This window comes from Streptomyces sp. PA03-6a, from assembly GCF_033792765.1.
Taxonomy (GTDB): domain Bacteria; phylum Actinomycetota; class Actinomycetes; order Streptomycetales; family Streptomycetaceae; genus Actinacidiphila.
Window position 1 is genome coordinate 66,774 of the sequence record NZ_JARAVK010000010.1, and the last position, 15,265, is coordinate 82,038.

Here is a 15,265-nt window from a genome sequence, read left to right on the forward strand (position 1 = left end):
TTGCGTGAGGCCCGCCGCCCGGTCACGGGCGGCGAGCCTTGTGCGATGGCGGTGGTCGCGCTTCGTCGGGGTGCCGGGGAACTACTGCCCCGCGGATACGCCCCGGGCGACGAAGACGTAGGTTCCCGAGGGCACGTGGTAGACCGCCCGGTCGCCCTCGATGCGCCGGAAGGTTGCGCCCTTCGGGACGTCGTGCGGGGTGCGGCCGCCCTTGGGAACCCGGACTTCGGCGGTGGTGTTCGGTGGCACGTCGACCTTCAGCCGGAAGGTGCCCCTCTTCAGGGTCCATTCGGAGGCGACCTGGCCTTGGGGGGTCTGGTAGCTGCCTTCGACGTGGGTGAGGTCTCCGACGATGCGGGGGTCGATGACCAGGTACCGGTATCCGGCGGTGCCGCGGGCCTGGCGGATGCCGGCCAGGCCGCTGTGGAACCACTCCTCTATCTGCAGGAGGATCATGTGGTTCTTGGAGTTGCCCATGTCCCACTGCTCGGGATGGGTGGTGAGCCCTTGCGGGTTCGCGGTGGTCGGGGCCATGAAGAAGCCGTAGCTCGGGCGGGTGTCTTCCTGCAGCGCGTCCCACAGGACGTCGTCGCGTCCCCCGTCCATCAGGGCCCGGACGATCGGGGCGAGGCCGATCGTGCCTCCGCTGAAGTGCGGTCCGCCGCCGAACGGCCGGAAGGCGTGGACCAGTTCGACCAGCGCGTCCAGCACCCTCTGGCGTTCGCCCTCGGGGACCAGGCCTTCGTCGAGGGCGAGGGCCTGGGCGGCCTGGGTGGCACCGGTGGTGCCCGCGTTGCCCTGGGCGGTGTAGCGGCCGAGGGTCGTGTTGTAGAAGGCGTCGTTGAAGGCGGTCTTGATGTTGGAGGCGAGGCTGCGGTATTCGAGGGCGTCGGCGTGGCGGCCGAGGAGGTCGGCCATCTTCGCCATGCGGTCGGCGATCTGGTGGTAGCCCCACGTTCCGGTGATGCGGCCCGAGGTGTTCTCGGCGGCGATCCAGTCCGCCAGGGCGGCGTCCACGATGTAGGCGTCGGCGCCCGTTCCCGCCTTCTGCGTCCTGATGTAGTTCATGAACGCCTGCATCTGCGGGTAGTACCGCGCCATCGTCTGGGTGTCGCCGTAGACCTCGTAGAGGAACCACGGCACCAGGACGATCCCGTTGCCCCAGTTGATCTCGTCGCCGAACCGGCCGGTGTAGCCCCAGTCGTACACGGGTGCCTTGAGGGCGACGTTGCCGATGTTGTCGCCCGCCTTGGACTGGCCCTCGGCCAGGTGGCGCTCCATGGTGCGCAGGTACGCGTTGTAGCCGAAGTTGCGGTGCAGGGAGCCGAAGGGCTGGAGGTAGTCCGCGGGGTAGGCCAGCTTCTCCCGACCGGGGCAGTCGGTGAAGGTGGACATCATGTTGCTCATGATCGAGTACCGCGACATGCGGTGGATCCGGTTGATGCGGTCGTTGGAGGTCGTGACGGTGCCCGCGGTGGGGGTGACCGCGTGGAGCTGCAGGCCGGTGATCGTCCCGGCGGTCGGGACATAGCCCTCGGGCAGGCCGGTCACCTGTACCCACTGCATGCCGAAGTAGTTGAAGCGGGGGTGCCAGGTTTCGCCGTGCCGGTTGCCGCGCGTGGTGTAGGTGGCGAACACGTTGGTGCCGCGGCTGCTGCCGCCGCCCATGATGGAGGCCTGGTTGACGGTGCCGTCCGCGGCCAGCGACTCGGCCGGCTTCATGGTGATGGTCGTGCCTGCCGGGACTGTTCCGTCCACGGCGAGCTCCGGCCAGCCGGCGATGTTCTGCCCGAGGTCGAAGACCCACACGCCGGGTACCGGCTGGGTGACGCTGACGGGGTGGATCCGGTCGGCGACCTTCACCGGCTCGCCGACGCGCCACACGAGCTCGGTCGTCAGGTTCGGGGGCGGCGCGATGCCGGCGGGTACCCATCCGGCGGCGCTGCCGTCGCGGCGCTTGGCCGTGGGCGACAGGTCGGCGCCAGGGGCGTTCCACCCGGGCTGCTCGCGGCGGGCGTCGTAGTCGGACCCGGAGTACCAGTTGTCGGTGGTCGTCGGGCCGAGTGAGGTCTTCCAGGAGTGGTCGGTGACGATCGTCTGGACCGAACCGTCGGCCTTGGTCAGCTCCAGACGGGCGATCAGCCGGGGGGAGACGGCGGCCCCGGCGCTGGGGTCGGTGCCGGCCAGGGGGTTCCCCGAGCCGGTGACGGCCGCGGCGGCCGCATGCTGCTTGGTCAGGGCGGGGGTGAAGGTGATGCCGGTCCCGTCCGCGCCGGCCGTGCCGATGGCGGTGATCGTGCGCGGCTCCAGGCGGTCGCCGCCGTCGCCGGTGTCGATGTTGATCGTGCCGCCCACGTGGTAGCCGCTCACGCCGCTCAGCTTGACCACGGTGTCCCCCGGTGCGGCCGGGGCGGCCAGGGTGCCGCTGCCCTTGAACTGGCTCTGCCACCAGTCGTAGGGCGCGGTGCGGCCGGTGGCCGGGTTGGTGACGGAGCGGGTGACCAGGGCCTGGCCGTGGCCCACTTCGACGCCGAGGGTGTTGGCTCCGGGGCGGATGAGGCGGGTGACGTCGTACGCGCGGTACTCGACGGACAGCTGGTAGTTGGAGCTCCCCGGCGCGAGGACCTCGTCGGTGACGGCCTGTCCGTTGAGGCTGGCCTCGTGGAGACCGACTCCGGCGATGTACAGCCGCGCCTCGACGACCTTGCCATGCCGGTTGTCCACGTCGAATGCACGGGCGAAGATCGGCAGCGGATCGCCGACCTGCCGGCCGGCGCACTCGATCCACTGGGCCGGGTCCCAGTCGGTGCGCTTGAGCAGCCCCATCTCCCAGGTCGCGGGGGTGCTCCACGGCATCACGTCGCCTCGGGAGTCCCACAGGCGCACCTGCCAGACGACGCTCTGGCGGGACCGGAGGGCCTTCCCGCGCCAGGGAATGTCGGTCTGGGCGTCGGAGTGGACCTTGCCGGAGTCCCACAGGTAGCGCCCGCGGGCCAGGTCCGTGGCGGTGGCTGCCGCGCGTACCTGGTAGGCCTGCTGGGCCCAGTTCACCGGGGTGCTGGTGACCTGCCAGCCCAGACGGGGAGAGGGATCGTCGACGCCCAGGGGCTCGTCGGTGCGGCCGTCGATGCTGAGGTGTCCGACGGTCACCTTGCCGCCGTGCGGGTGGGAGGTGGTGGCGGCCGCGGGGCTGGTGACCCCGATCGGCAGTGCCAGTCCTCCCGCCCCGGCCACCATGATCCCTACGACGTGCCGGCGGCTCAGACCACGTGGTGCTTCGGACATCGAAAAACTCCTGTCGATCAAGGTATGTCACAGGTGGTGTGCGGCGGTCGGCGCTGCTCGGTGAGGAGCCGCCTCCATCAACCGCGCCGTGGTGCTGCCGGCTTGAGGCGGAGCCGGCAGGGGGCCTGGTCCCCGCCCGCGGGGAGGCGCGAAGACCAGGCCGATCATGGTCAGCCGCGGCTGACGGTGATGTCGTACGAGCCGCCGGGAACGGTGAGCTGGGCGTAGCCGTCGGCGACGGTGCCCTGGTAGGCGTTGCAGCTTCCCGCCGTGCACACGGTGCGGCCGTTGACGGTGACGGTGGCCTGGGCGGTGACCGGCACCGCGATCGTGCCGCTGGTGCTGGTCGGGGTCTGGGCGTGCAGGGTGAACACCGAGGCGTCGGACTGCCACTGCACGCCGATCTTGCCGAAGCCGGTCGGGACGGAACCCTGGGCCCACTCGAGGTTGCCGGTGTGGGGCTTGACGCTCCAGGTGGCGTAGCCGGGGTTCACGGGGGTCACGCCGAGGACCTGCTCGGTGAGCTGGACGGTCGGGGAGGCTGCCCAGCCGTGGGCGAGGCTGGCGGTGGCACGGTTGACGCCACCGTTGCTGTTCTTGAACTCCCAGAACGCGCCGGTGTAGAGCGGGTCGTTCTTGTCGACCATCTGGCCCCAGGTGCGGCGCATCAGGTCGAAGGCCCCGGTGGCGTCACCGATGGTGAAGCGGCCCGCGGTCTCCATGCCGTTGCCGAAGGGCTCGATGGTGTGGCCGGTCGGGTCGACCAGGCCCGGGCCCATGATCGCGCCGTACGGGGTCCACAACGTCTTCAGCGCGTTGAGCACACTGGTACGCCGTTCAGCCGGGACGATGCCGTACTGCAGAGCGAGGGCGTTGGCGTCCTCGACCAGCACATTGGGCTTGGCGCTGCCCTGGCCGTAGGCGCCCAGCTGCGTGCTCCAGAGCCTGGCGTTGACGGCCTGCTTGATCGACTCCGCCTTGGCGTCATCGGCACTGGCGTTGCTCGCGGAGCCGACCTGCCGCTCCAGCCAGGCCATCTCCTTGAGCAGGATGTAGTAGTCGATGCTGTACTTGGTGACCTCGCCGCTCTGGCTCGCCTGCCAGTAGTCGCGGTCGTTCGACGCGACCAGACGGTTGGCGGTCAGGAACCGGTCGTTGTAGGCGAGTTCCGCGCGCAGGTCGGGCAGGATGCTCGTAATGTAGGCCTGGTCTCCGGTGTACCGGTAGTAGTCGATCGCGGCGCGTGCGCCGTACCCGGAGTAGTTGTTGGAGTAGAACAGCGGCGACCCTGCCGGGTTGCTCCCCTTGCTGAAGTCCGGCGAGCCGGGGATGGCTCCGTCGGACCGCTGGGCGGCAAGCGGCACGTTCAGGGACGACTTCACGTAGCCGGCGCCCTCGTCACCGAGGGTGGAGACGGCGGTAGGTCCCTGGACCAGCAAGTCGCCGGTCCAGATGCTGCGGTCGCGCTTGGCGCCGTCGTAGATCCGCTTGTCCGCCAGACCGTTCAGCCCGGCGGGCTTCAGGTTCAGCTGCAGCGTGTACGCGCCGGAGTACCACATCTTGTTGAGCTGGTCATCGCTGGAGATGAACCAGCCCTTGTAGTCCGCGGCGGTGGCCCGGACGCCCTGAAAGGTGACGCCGGCAGCGGAGAGGGAGATGCTGCCCGGCGAGGTCAGGGTGAGCAGGACGAAGCGGAACCCTCCGTGGTAGGAGCCGGAGACCCGGCCCGTTCCGGTGGGCCGCAGGGTGTCGATGCCGCCGACGCCCGCCAGGCCGCGGGACTCGTCCGAGCTGGGCGCGCCCGGGGCGCTGACCGCCGCGGTCTGCGTCCCAAGGCTCCGGGTCAGGGCGGGGGTGATCGTGACCCGCCTGGAGGAGGTGTCGAACGCGGTGATCGTGCGGGTCTGCGCGGTCGTGCCGGTGCCGAAGGTGACCGTGTTGCCGACCTCGAGGTTCGCCGTCGACGCGACGGTCACCTGCGTGGCGCCCGAGGCCGCGGCGGCCGAGACGGTAGTCGAAGCAGGCGTGCGGATGTAGCGGCGCGCCTCCGAGGTGGCCAGCGACAGCGTGGGGTTTCCCGTGCGGGCGGTGACGTCGATGTAGGGGGCGCCGGCGATGTCCTTGCCGAAGTCGAGGAGGACCGACGCGGGCGCGCCGCCGGCGACCGTCGTGAGGGTTGTCGCGCTCCCCTGACCCGTCACCAGGGTGTTCGGGTTGGTCACGCTGCCCCGGGTTTCCACACTGACCGGGGGGACCTGCGCGGTGGCCGGGCCCAGGACGTAGGACTGCCAGTTCGGGTTCTGCGGGGACGCGGCCTCGGCCTGCACAAGGGCCGAGCCCATCGTGGCGAGCAGCGTTAAGGCAACGATCACGCGAGAGCGTCTGAAGCTGCGGGAGGAGCTCCCGTGTCTGCGCTGGAAACGGTTCAGCACGTGTGATCTCCCTCGAGAGGCGTTCGGGGAACGCGGGGACTGTCAGCACGGATCCAGTGGTGCCGGCGGAGCCTGGTCTCCGCGCACGGGCCGGAGCACGCGGAGACCAGGCTGTGGGGTGTCAGCCGCGGCTGACGGTGATGTCGTACGAACCGCCGGGAACGGTGAACCGGGCGTAGCCGTCGGTAACGGTGCCCTTGTAGGCGGTGCAGCCGCCGCGGGTGTACACGGTGCGGCCGTTGATCTCGACGGTGGACTTGCCGGTGACCGGCACGGCGATCGTGCCGGTGGTGTTGCGCGGCGTGCTGGCGTGGAGGGTGAACTTCGAGGCGTTGGCCTTCGACTGCCAGTTCACCGCGATGTCCCCGTACTGGGTCGGGACGGAGCCCTGGGCCCACTTCAGATTGCCGGTGTGGGGCTTGATGCTCCAGGTGGCGTAGCCGGCGTTGACCGGGGTGACGCCGAGGACCTGCTCGGTGAGCTGGACGGTCGGGGAGGCTGCCCAGCCGTGGGCGAGGCTGGCGGTGGCACGGTTGACGCCACCGTTGCTGTTCTTGAACTCCCAGAACGCGCCGGTGTAGAGCGGGTCGTTCTTGTCGACCATCTGGCCCCAGGTGCGGCGCATCAGGTCGAAGGCGCCGGTGGCGTCACCGACGGTGAAGCGTCCGGCGGTTTCCATGCCGTTGCCGAAGGGCTCGATGGTGTGGCCGGTCGGGTCGACCAGGCCCGGGCCCATGATCGCGCCGTGCGGGGTCCACAGCGTCTTGAGGGCCTTCAGGACGCTGTCGCGCCGGTCGGCGGGGACGAAGCCGTACTGCAGGGCGAGGGCGTTGGCGTCCTCGACGAGCACGTCGGGGTGGTCGATGCTCTGGCCGTAGGCGCCCAGCTGCGGGTTCCACAGCTTGGCGTTGACGGCTTCCTTGATCTGGTCGGCCTTGGCGTCGTGCTCGTCGGCAATGGTGGCGGAGCCGACCTGCCGCTCGAGCCAGGCCATCTCCTTGAGCAGGATGTAGTAGTCGATGCTGTACTTGGTGACCTCGCCGGTCTGGCTGGCCTGCCAGTAGTCGCGGTCGTTGGACGCCACGAGGTGGTTGGCGGTCAGGGACTTGTCGTTGTAGGCGAGTTCGGCACGCAGCGCGGGCAGGATCTTGGTGATGTAGTCCTTGTCGCCGGTGTACCGGTAGTAGTCGATGGCGGCGCGTGCACCGTAGCCGGAGTAGTTGTTGGAGTAGAACAGCGGAGAGCCGGCGGGGTTGCTGCCCTTGCGGAAGTCGGGCGAGCCGGGGATGGCCCCGTCGGCGCGCTGGGTGGCGAGCAGTACGTCGATCGAGGCCCTGACGTAGTCGGCGCCCTCGTCGCCGAGAGTGGAGATGGCGGTCGGTCCCTGGACCAGGAGGTCGCCGGTCCAGATGCTGCGGTCGCGCTTGGCGCCGTCGTAGATCCGCTTGTCCGCCAGGTTGTTGAGCCCGGCGGGCTTCAGGTTGAGCTGCAGCGTGTAGGCACCGGAGTACCACATCTTGTTGAGCTGGTCGTCGTCCGAGAGGAACCAGCCCTTGTAGTCGGCGGGGGTGGCCCGGACGCCCTGGAAGTCCACGCCGGCGGCGGAGAGGGAGATGCTGCCGGGTGAGGTCAGTGTGAGCAGCGCGAAACGGAAGCCGGGGTGGTAGCCGGCGGAGATCCGGCCCGTGGCGGTGGGCTGCAGGGTGTCGATGCCGCCGACACCCGCCAGGCCGCGGGACTCGTCCGAACTGGGCGCGCCCGGTGCGGACGCCGTCGTGGTCTGGGCCGGGACGTCGCCGGTCAGGGCGGGCGTGAAGGATATGGTCCTGGCGGTGGTGTCGAAGGCGGTGATCGTGCGGGTCTGGGCGGTCGTGCCGGTGCCGAAGGTGATCGTGTTGCCGGCCTCGAGGTTCGCCGTCGAGGCGACGGTCACCTGCGTGGCGCCCGACGTCGCGGCGGCGGACACGGTGGTCGACGCGGCCGTGCGGATGTAGCGACGGGCCTCAGCGGTGGCCAGCGACAGGGTCGGATTGCCTTCGAGGGCGGTGACGTCGAAGTAGGGCGTTCCTGCGATGTCCTTGCCGAAGTCCAGGAGGACCGATGCGGGCGCGCCGCCGGCGACCGTCGTCAGGGTCGTCGCCTTCGGCTTGCCCTTGTCCTTGTCCTTGTCCTTGCCGTTCACCAGGGAGTTGGCGTGGGTGACGTCGCCCCGGGTTTCCACGGCGACCGGCTTCACCTGTGGGGTCGACGGGGCCAGGACGTAGGACTGCCAGTCGGGGTGCTTCGGCGTCGAGGCCTCCGCCTGCACTCCCACTGAGCCCACAGTCGCGAGCACTGCCACGGCGACGACGAGGCGAGAGCGCCCGAGGCCGCGGGAGGAGTCTGCACGCGGGGAACTGAATCGTTTCAACATGAGGGTGTGATCTCCCTTGGAAGAGGTGTGCAAAATGAGCGCCCGAACGGCCGGGGCGGAGCCGTCGCCCCGGCCGGGGTCTGTGTTAGGAGCCGGACTTGTAGTCGGCGTCCATGGCCTGGAGAACCTTGTCCGGTGTGGACTGGGCGCTGAAGATCTCCTGCAGGCCGCTGAGCATGGTCTGCTGCACCTTGGGGTTGGGCCAGAGCTGGTCCATGAAGGGCACGGTCCGGTCGTCGCTGAGGAAGGTGGAGAGCTCGGTCAGCGACGCGTCGGCGGTGAAGCCGGTGTCGGAAAGCGCCGGAAGGCCGCCTTGCTTCTTGACGAAGAGGTTCATGCCCTCGGGTGACATGACGAAGTCGACGAACTTCAGCGCGAGGTCCTTGTTCTTGGCCTTGGCGTTGACTGCGTAGCCGGCGCCCGCCGCGGCGGGCATGAGGAACTCCGAGGGGGTATCAGTGGCCGGCAGCGCCTTGAGGGTGAACTTCCCGCTGGGGTTCTTGCCCTTGAGCAGGGCGATGACCCAGTTGCCCTGGACGATGCCGAGGGTCTTGCCGGTGGCGGCGAGTTCCTGGCTGGCCTCGTAGCTGGTGCCCAGCGGGTTCTTCTGGAAGCAGCCGGCCTTGTCCATCTGCTGGTACTTGGCCATGGCGGTCGTCCACGGCGAGTCCGCGAAGGTGGCCTGGCCCGCCTGCATCTTCTTGTCGAAGTCCGGGTCGGGGCCGTAGACGGTGGTGGCGACCAAGGCGTAGAGGACGAGCTGGGTGACCCAGTTGTCCTGGATGCCCAGGGCGAAGGCGGGGGTTCCCTTGGCGGTGGCGTCCTTGCAGAAGTCCAGGAGTTCGGTCCAGGTGCCGGGCGGGGTGAGGCCGGCCTTGTCCAGAGCGTCCTGGTTGTAGACGGCTCCGATGCCATTGAGGCCGAAGACCCCGTTGTACGTCTTGCCCTCGTACTGGGAGACGGTCTTGACCGCGTCGGGCAGCTTGGAGGCCCAGGGGCGGCCCGACAGGTCGAGGAGGTATCCGGGCTTGGCCAGGACGTAGGTGGCCGCGGGGTTGCCGTTGCCCGGCCAGACCGACATCACGTCAGGTGCGGTGCCGGAGGCGAGCTTGGTGCGGATCTGCTGCTGGTACTGGTCGGCGCCGCTGGTGGTGAAGCGCACGTCCACGCCGGGGTTGGCCTTCTCGAAGGCCTTGACGACGTCTTCGATGGATCCCTGGTCGACCGAGGCGAGGGTCAAGGTAGTGGAGGAGTTCCCGCCGGCTGCGTTGGTGCCGCCGCTGCAGGCTGCCAGCAGGCCTGCAGCCGTCGCTGCCGCTATCAGGGCGGACAGTCTGGTTCTGATCATGGTGTCTCCCGCGGGGAAGGGGCGGCGATCACGAGGGGAACGGCGAAGTCAGCTCCGGGGCAATGGCGCTGATGACGTAGTGGCCGGATGCCAGCCGCACGGCGGCTCCGGCCGAGTGGGGTTCGACGGCGAGTACGCCGGGCCGGCCGGCCGCGGGCGCTCCGCCTTCCCGGACGCTGCCGGGGTCGGACGTGGGCATGTGCAGCGTGGCGATGGCGCCGGGAGGCACGGTGCAGGTCACCGTGAGCAGACCGTCGGCCAGACCCCATCCGCAGGTGACCTGTCCGCGTACGGTGTCCTGTTCGGCGCGGGCCCAGGTGAGACGGCCTCCGGGCTGCGGGCGCAGGAGCAGTTCGCTGTAGGCGACCGAGGAGGGTGCCTGGTCGATGCCGGCGACGCCGCCGAAGAGCCAGTCGCCGACGCTGCCCAGGCTGTAGTGGTTGAAGGAGTTCATCGCGGCGGACTGGAAGCCGCCGTGGTCGGTCCACCCGTCCCAGCGTTCCCAGACGGTGGTGGCGCCGTGGCGGATCGAGTGTCCCCAGGAAGGGTATTCGTCCTGGTGCAGCAGGGCGTAGGCGAGGTCCGCCCGGCCGTGGTCGGCCAGGACCGGGCAGAGCAGGGCGGTGCCGACGAAGCCGGTGGTCAGGGTGGTGTTCCGCTTTTCGATGTCGGCGGCCAGGTGGCCGACGGCGGCTTCGACGAGGGGTTCGGGCAGGAGATCGAAGGCCAGGGCCAGCAGGTATCCGGTCTGGGTGCCTCCTTCGATGCTGCCGTCGGCGTGGACGTAGGAGTCGATGAAGGCCGTGCGGATGTCGGCGTGGAGCTTTCGGTAGTGCGCTGCTTCCGGCGCGCGGCCCAGGACTTCGGCGGCGTCGGCGACGATCCGGGTGCTGTGGGCGAAGTACGCGGTCGACAGCACGTCGCGTGGGGTGGTGACGCCGACCTGCAGCCAGTCGCCGTACGAGTTCCCGGTCCGGTGCCGCCACCGGAGATCGGGGTTGTGGCGCCGGATGTGTTCCACCCAGGCGGCCATCGCGTCGAAGGAGCCTTCCAGGACGCGCAGGTCGCCGTAGGTGCGCCACAGGTGCCAGGGGATGATCACGCCGGCGTCGCCCCATGCCGGTGCCGCCTCCCGGTCGAGCGTCATGACAGGGGCGACATCCCGGAAGGCGCCATCGTCGTCCTGTCCGTCGAACACGTCGCGCATCCAGCGGGCGAAGAAGGCGGCTACGTCGGCGTTACGGCTCGCGGTCGGCGCGAAGATCTGGGCGTCGGCGAGCCAGCCGAGGCGTTCGTCGCGTTGCGGGCAGTCGGTGGGGACGGCGAGGAAGTTGCCACGCTGTCCCCAGGCGATGTTGGACTGCAGCTGGTTGACCGTGGGGTCGGAGCACTCGAAGGTGCCGGTCCAGGGTGTGTCGTTGTGCAGGACGCGGGCGCTCACGTCGTCGGCGGCCAGCTCGCCGGGGTAGTGGTCGATCTCTGCGTACCGGAAGCCGTGGAAGGTGAACTGCGGCTCGAAGATCTCGGTGCCGGTGCCGCCGGTGGTGTAGATGTCGGTGGCCTGGGCGCGGCGGAGGTTGTCCAGGTACAGCTCGCCGTCGTCGAGGACTTCGGCGTGGCGCAGGACGATCCGCTGCCCTCGCTCGGCGTTGCGGATGGTCAGCTGGACGCGGCCGACCAGGTTCTGCCCGAAGTCCACGATGCACCGGCCGGGGCCGCGGTGGTGGACGGCGACTGCCGGCAGATGCCGGGTGACGCGAATGGGCTGGTCGGGCTCGGCGACCAGTGGCTCGGGGTCGGTGTCGAGGACGGCGGCCGGGCGGAAGCCCGCAGGGTCCGGTCCGGGTGCGTCCCAGCCGGATGTGTGGCGGCGGGCGTCGACGCTCTGGCCCATGAGCAGGTCTGCGGAGCGGATCGCGCCAGGCCCTTCCGACCAGTCCGGGCCGGTGGCGACCACCTGGCGGGAGCCATCGGCGAAGTCCAGGACCAACTGGGCCAGGAAGGCGGGACGGTCGCCGTAGTGCTGTGCGGCACGGCGCGGGTCGAAGCCGACGTACCCGCTCCACCAGCCGTCGGCGACGACGGCGGCCAGGACGTTGGCGCCCTCGGTGACCAAGTCGGTGACGTCGTAGGTCTGGTACTGCAGCCGCCGGTGGTACTCGGTCCAGCCCGGTGACAGTTCCGCGTCGCCGACGCGGGAGCCGTTCAGGCGCGGCTCGTACACGCCGCGCGCGGTTGCGTACAGGCGGGCCCGCACGGGCCGGTTGGGTGCCTGGAAGGTTCGGCGCAGTTGCAGGGGCGGTGACAGCAGTGCCGAGTCCTCGGGGTCGTCGTCCTCGGGCGGGTCGAAGTGGGGAAGATTGACCAGGTCCCGGCCCACCCATTGGGCAGTCCAGTCGTCCTGGTGCAGCAGGCCGGTCTCGAACCAGGACTGTGCGCTCCCCCCGCGGGCGCCGGTCTCGTCCCAGACCTCGACGCGCCAGTGGTAGCGCGTGGCGGAGGTCAGGGCGGGTCCGTCCCAGCCTATGAGCAAGGTGTCCGACGAGGCGCAGCGGCCGCTGTCCCACAGCAGACGGCTCGAGGTGTTCAGGTCCGCGGGGCGCGTCGCGACGGTGATGCGGTAGGCACTCTGGCCTGCCGCGCGGCGGCGGCTGTGGAGTTTCCAGGACAGTCTCGGGTGCCGCTCCCCTAGCCCGAGGGGTTCGGTGCGCTGCTCTGTCTGCAGTGCGTAGGGGGTGAGGAGCGGCGGGTTCACTGCGTCGGTCATCCCTTCAGCCCTCCGGCGAAGCCGCTGATGATGCTGCGTTGCAGCGCGAAGTAGACGGCCAGGATGGGCACGATGCTGATCGCCAGGGCGGCGAAGACGAGGTTCCAGTCGGTGACGTACTGGCCGACGAAGCCAGCGATCGCCACGGGCATGGTCTGCTGGGTACTGCCGCTGAGGTACAGCAGCGGGGTGAAGAAGTCGTTCCACACTGCGACGGCGTTGAGGACGAGCGCCGTCACGGTGATCGGCTTGAGCATGGGCAGCACCACGTGGCGGAAGCTCTGTGTCGGTGTGCAGCCGTCGATGAGCGCGGCGTCCTCGAAGTCGCGGGGCAGGGCGCGCAGGAATCCGGTGTAGAGGAAGGTGGTGAAGGGGACCTGCAGGCCGGAGTAGAACAGGATCAGTGCCCAGGGGGTGCCCAGCAGGTGCAGGTCCCGCATCGTCTGGTAGAGCGGCAGCGCGGCGAGCTGGAAGGGCAGGATCAGTCCGAGCATGACCAGCAGGAACAGTCCGCGTGACCAGCGTGCGGTCGACCGGGCCAGCGGATATGCGGCGAACGAGGACACGGCCAGGATGATGACCACGCTGCCGGCGGTGACCAGCACGCTGTTGAACAGCGCGCCGCCCAGTCCGCCTTGCTGCCAGGCCTGGGTGAAGTTGTCGAAGGTGGGCGAGGTCGTCGGGCGGATCGGCGAGGCGGTGTCCGATGTCGGCCGCACGGCCAGGTTGACCAGGACGTAGACCGGGAAGGCGACCACCAGGGCGACGGTGATCATGGCCAGCTCGAGCGCGAAGGTGCGCTTGCGGTAGCGGTTCACGAGGCGGCCCTCTCTCCACGGGCCAGCACGAGGTACTGCCCGGTCGACGCAACCGCCACGATGATCGTGAGGACGACCGCGAGAGCGATGCTGTATCCGAACTCGCCGAGGGTGAAGGCGTCTTTGTAGATCAGGGTGGACAGCGTGTCGGTGGCGTGGCCTGGGCCTCCGCCGGTCAGGGCGTAGACCTGGTCGAAGAGCTTGATTCCGCCGATGATCGACAGCATGAGATTGATGGTGAAGGCCGGGGCCAGTAGCGGGCGGGTGATCGACCAGAATCGGCGGATCGGTCCGGCGCCGTCGATGTCGGCGGCCTCGTGGATCTCCTTCGGAACCGATTGCAGCCCGGCCAGGAAGATGACCATCGAATAGCCGCCGAACTGCCACACGATGACCCCCACGATCGACCACAGGGCCAGTTGCGGGTCACCGAGCCAGTCCTGTCTGAGGGAGTCCAGGCCGACCGCGCCTAGCAGGCTGTTGACGGCGCCGCTGGGGCCGAGCAGGTTGCGCCACAGGTAGGCGGTCACGATCGGGGTGATCACGGCGGGCGCGAAGAGCAGGACCCGAAGCACGTTGCGGGTCTTGATGAGGCTGTTGACCCCGAGTGCCAGCAGGAGCCCGAACGCGTTCTGGATGACGGTGATCGACACCGCGATCAGCAGGGTGTGCCAGATCGCCTGCACCGCGTCCGGGTCGTCCGGCAGACCGGTGAAGTTGTCGAGGCCGACGAAGGAGAAGTTCGGGTCGAGGCCGTCCCAGTCGGTGAACGCGTAGTACACACCCCGGGCGCTGGGCACCAGGACGACGAACGCGAACAGCAACATCGCCGGGACGGCGAACCACCAGGGAGAGGTGGCGCGGCGCCGGCCGGGCAGGCGCCCGGGGCGTCTGGGGACGACAGCGGCCGGTGGCGACAGCGGATCGCGCGAGGTAGCAGGCACTGGCGACGCCCCCTTTCTTAAACGTTTCAATCCGATGGGTAACGTTTCCCAAAACGTGCGACAGACCCTAGGGAGGGAGGCGACGTAACGTCAAGATGTCGGACACGATGCACCGCAGTTACCGAAGCCCAGGCAAGCTCTCTTCTGCTATGAGCTGCGGAAAGGTGCTGCTGAGCGGTACGGTTCGGCGATGGGAACGCCCGGGAGCGCGGTCCAATGCGCCGGGTAACGTTTCCCACATGTGTCCTGGAGGGAGTCAGATGGAACCGCCCGCGCAGCCCAAGCGCGTCACGATCGTCGACGTCGCGCGGCATGCCCAGGTGTCCACGACCGCGGTGTCCAAGGTGCTGCGCAACGCCTACGGGACCAGTCCCCAGATGCGTGCGAGGGTCCGTCAGGCGATCGACGACCTCGGATACCGCCCCTACGCCGCGGCCCGGGGCATGCGCGGCCAGACGTACACGGTCGGCGTGATGCTGCCCGACATCCGCAACCCCTTCTTCCCCGAGATCCTCGACGGGATCACCGACGCCCTGTGGGACACCGACTACCAGGTCCTCATGGCCCCCGGACGCAACGGAGAAGAGGCGGAAGCCAAAGTCACCGAGGCCATGATCGACCGCGGTATGGACGGCATGATCCTCGTCGCACCCGTCTCATCGCGTCCCCACCTCGAGCGTGTCGCCGGCATGGTGCCGACCGTGGTCGTCGGCCGGCACGGGCAGTCCGCCGCCTACGACACCGTCTCCGACGACGACCTGGCCGGAGCCGCTCTCGTCGTCGACCACCTCGCCGGCCTCGGGCACCGACGCATCGCGCACATCGAGCACGACGAAACCGACCCCCGCCGCATCGCGGAGATGCCCAACGCCATCCGCGCCGACGGCTACCGGCGTGCCATGCGGGCCCGCGGCCTCGAGAACGAGATCGACATCGTCTCCACCACCTACACCCAGCAGGGCGGCTACCTCGGCGCCCAGCAACTGCTCGCCCGCACCCCACGGCCCACCGCAATCTTCGCCGACGCGGACATCGTTGCCATGGGCGTCCTCCAAGCCGTCTCCGAAGCCGGACTCAAAGTCCCCGACGACATCTCCATCGCCGGCTACGACAACACCACCTTCGCCGCCCTCGGCCCCATCTCACTGACCAGCGTCGATCAAGCCGGACGACACATCGGCACCAACGCCGCCCAACTCCTCATCGACCGCATCACCGACCGCACCCGCCCCACCGCCCAGATCAAGTTCTCCCCCAC

General features: G+C 69.3%; 8 protein-coding genes. 1 reads left to right on the top strand and 7 read right to left on the bottom strand.

Features of this window, described 5'->3' with window-relative positions:
• Nucleotides 1–81: 81 nt before the first annotated feature.
• From PV350_RS04425 to PV350_RS04455, 7 genes are all read right to left on the bottom strand, one after another.
• Nucleotides 82–3,285 carry a family 78 glycoside hydrolase catalytic domain gene (locus PV350_RS04425; protein WP_500332896.1) on the bottom strand — a complete coding sequence of 1,068 codons (3,204 nt, stop codon included), beginning with the start codon at nt 3,283–3,285 and terminating at the stop codon, nt 82–84.
• A gap of 170 nt (nt 3,286–3,455) precedes the next feature.
• The gene (locus tag PV350_RS04430) at nt 3,456–5,657 is read right to left on the bottom strand and encodes an alpha-L-rhamnosidase-related protein (RefSeq protein ID WP_500332897.1); all 2,202 of its coding nucleotides are present in this window, start codon (nt 5,655–5,657) and stop codon (nt 3,456–3,458) included.
• A gap of 181 nt (nt 5,658–5,838) precedes the next feature.
• The gene (locus PV350_RS04435) at nt 5,839–8,031 is read right to left on the bottom strand and encodes an alpha-L-rhamnosidase C-terminal domain-containing protein (protein ID WP_500332898.1); all 2,193 of its coding nucleotides are present in this window, start codon (nt 8,029–8,031) and stop codon (nt 5,839–5,841) included.
• Between the two features lie 184 nt (nt 8,032–8,215).
• The gene (locus PV350_RS04440; protein WP_500332899.1) at nt 8,216–9,478 is read right to left on the bottom strand and encodes an ABC transporter substrate-binding protein; all 1,263 of its coding nucleotides are present in this window, start codon (nt 9,476–9,478) and stop codon (nt 8,216–8,218) included.
• A 28-nt stretch (nt 9,479–9,506) separates the two neighbouring features.
• Nucleotides 9,507–12,245, bottom strand: coding sequence for an alpha-L-rhamnosidase (locus PV350_RS04445; protein WP_500332900.1), 2,739 nt, complete (start codon nt 12,243–12,245; stop codon nt 9,507–9,509).
• Complete coding sequence (locus tag PV350_RS04450; RefSeq protein WP_500332901.1) at nt 12,242–13,063, bottom strand: carbohydrate ABC transporter permease; 822 nt, start codon at nt 13,061–13,063, stop codon at nt 12,242–12,244. The genes PV350_RS04445 and PV350_RS04450 overlap by 4 nt, the downstream gene beginning before the upstream one ends.
• Entirely contained in the window at nt 13,060–13,890 is an 831-nt protein-coding gene (locus PV350_RS04455) for a carbohydrate ABC transporter permease (RefSeq protein ID WP_500332902.1), read from the bottom strand. The genes PV350_RS04450 and PV350_RS04455 overlap by 4 nt, the downstream gene beginning before the upstream one ends.
• A 377-nt stretch (nt 13,891–14,267) precedes the next feature.
• Here PV350_RS04455 and PV350_RS04460 point away from each other — a divergent pair.
• The coding region (locus tag PV350_RS04460) for a LacI family DNA-binding transcriptional regulator (RefSeq protein ID WP_500332903.1) at nt 14,268–15,265 on the top strand (998 nt) is incomplete at its 3' end.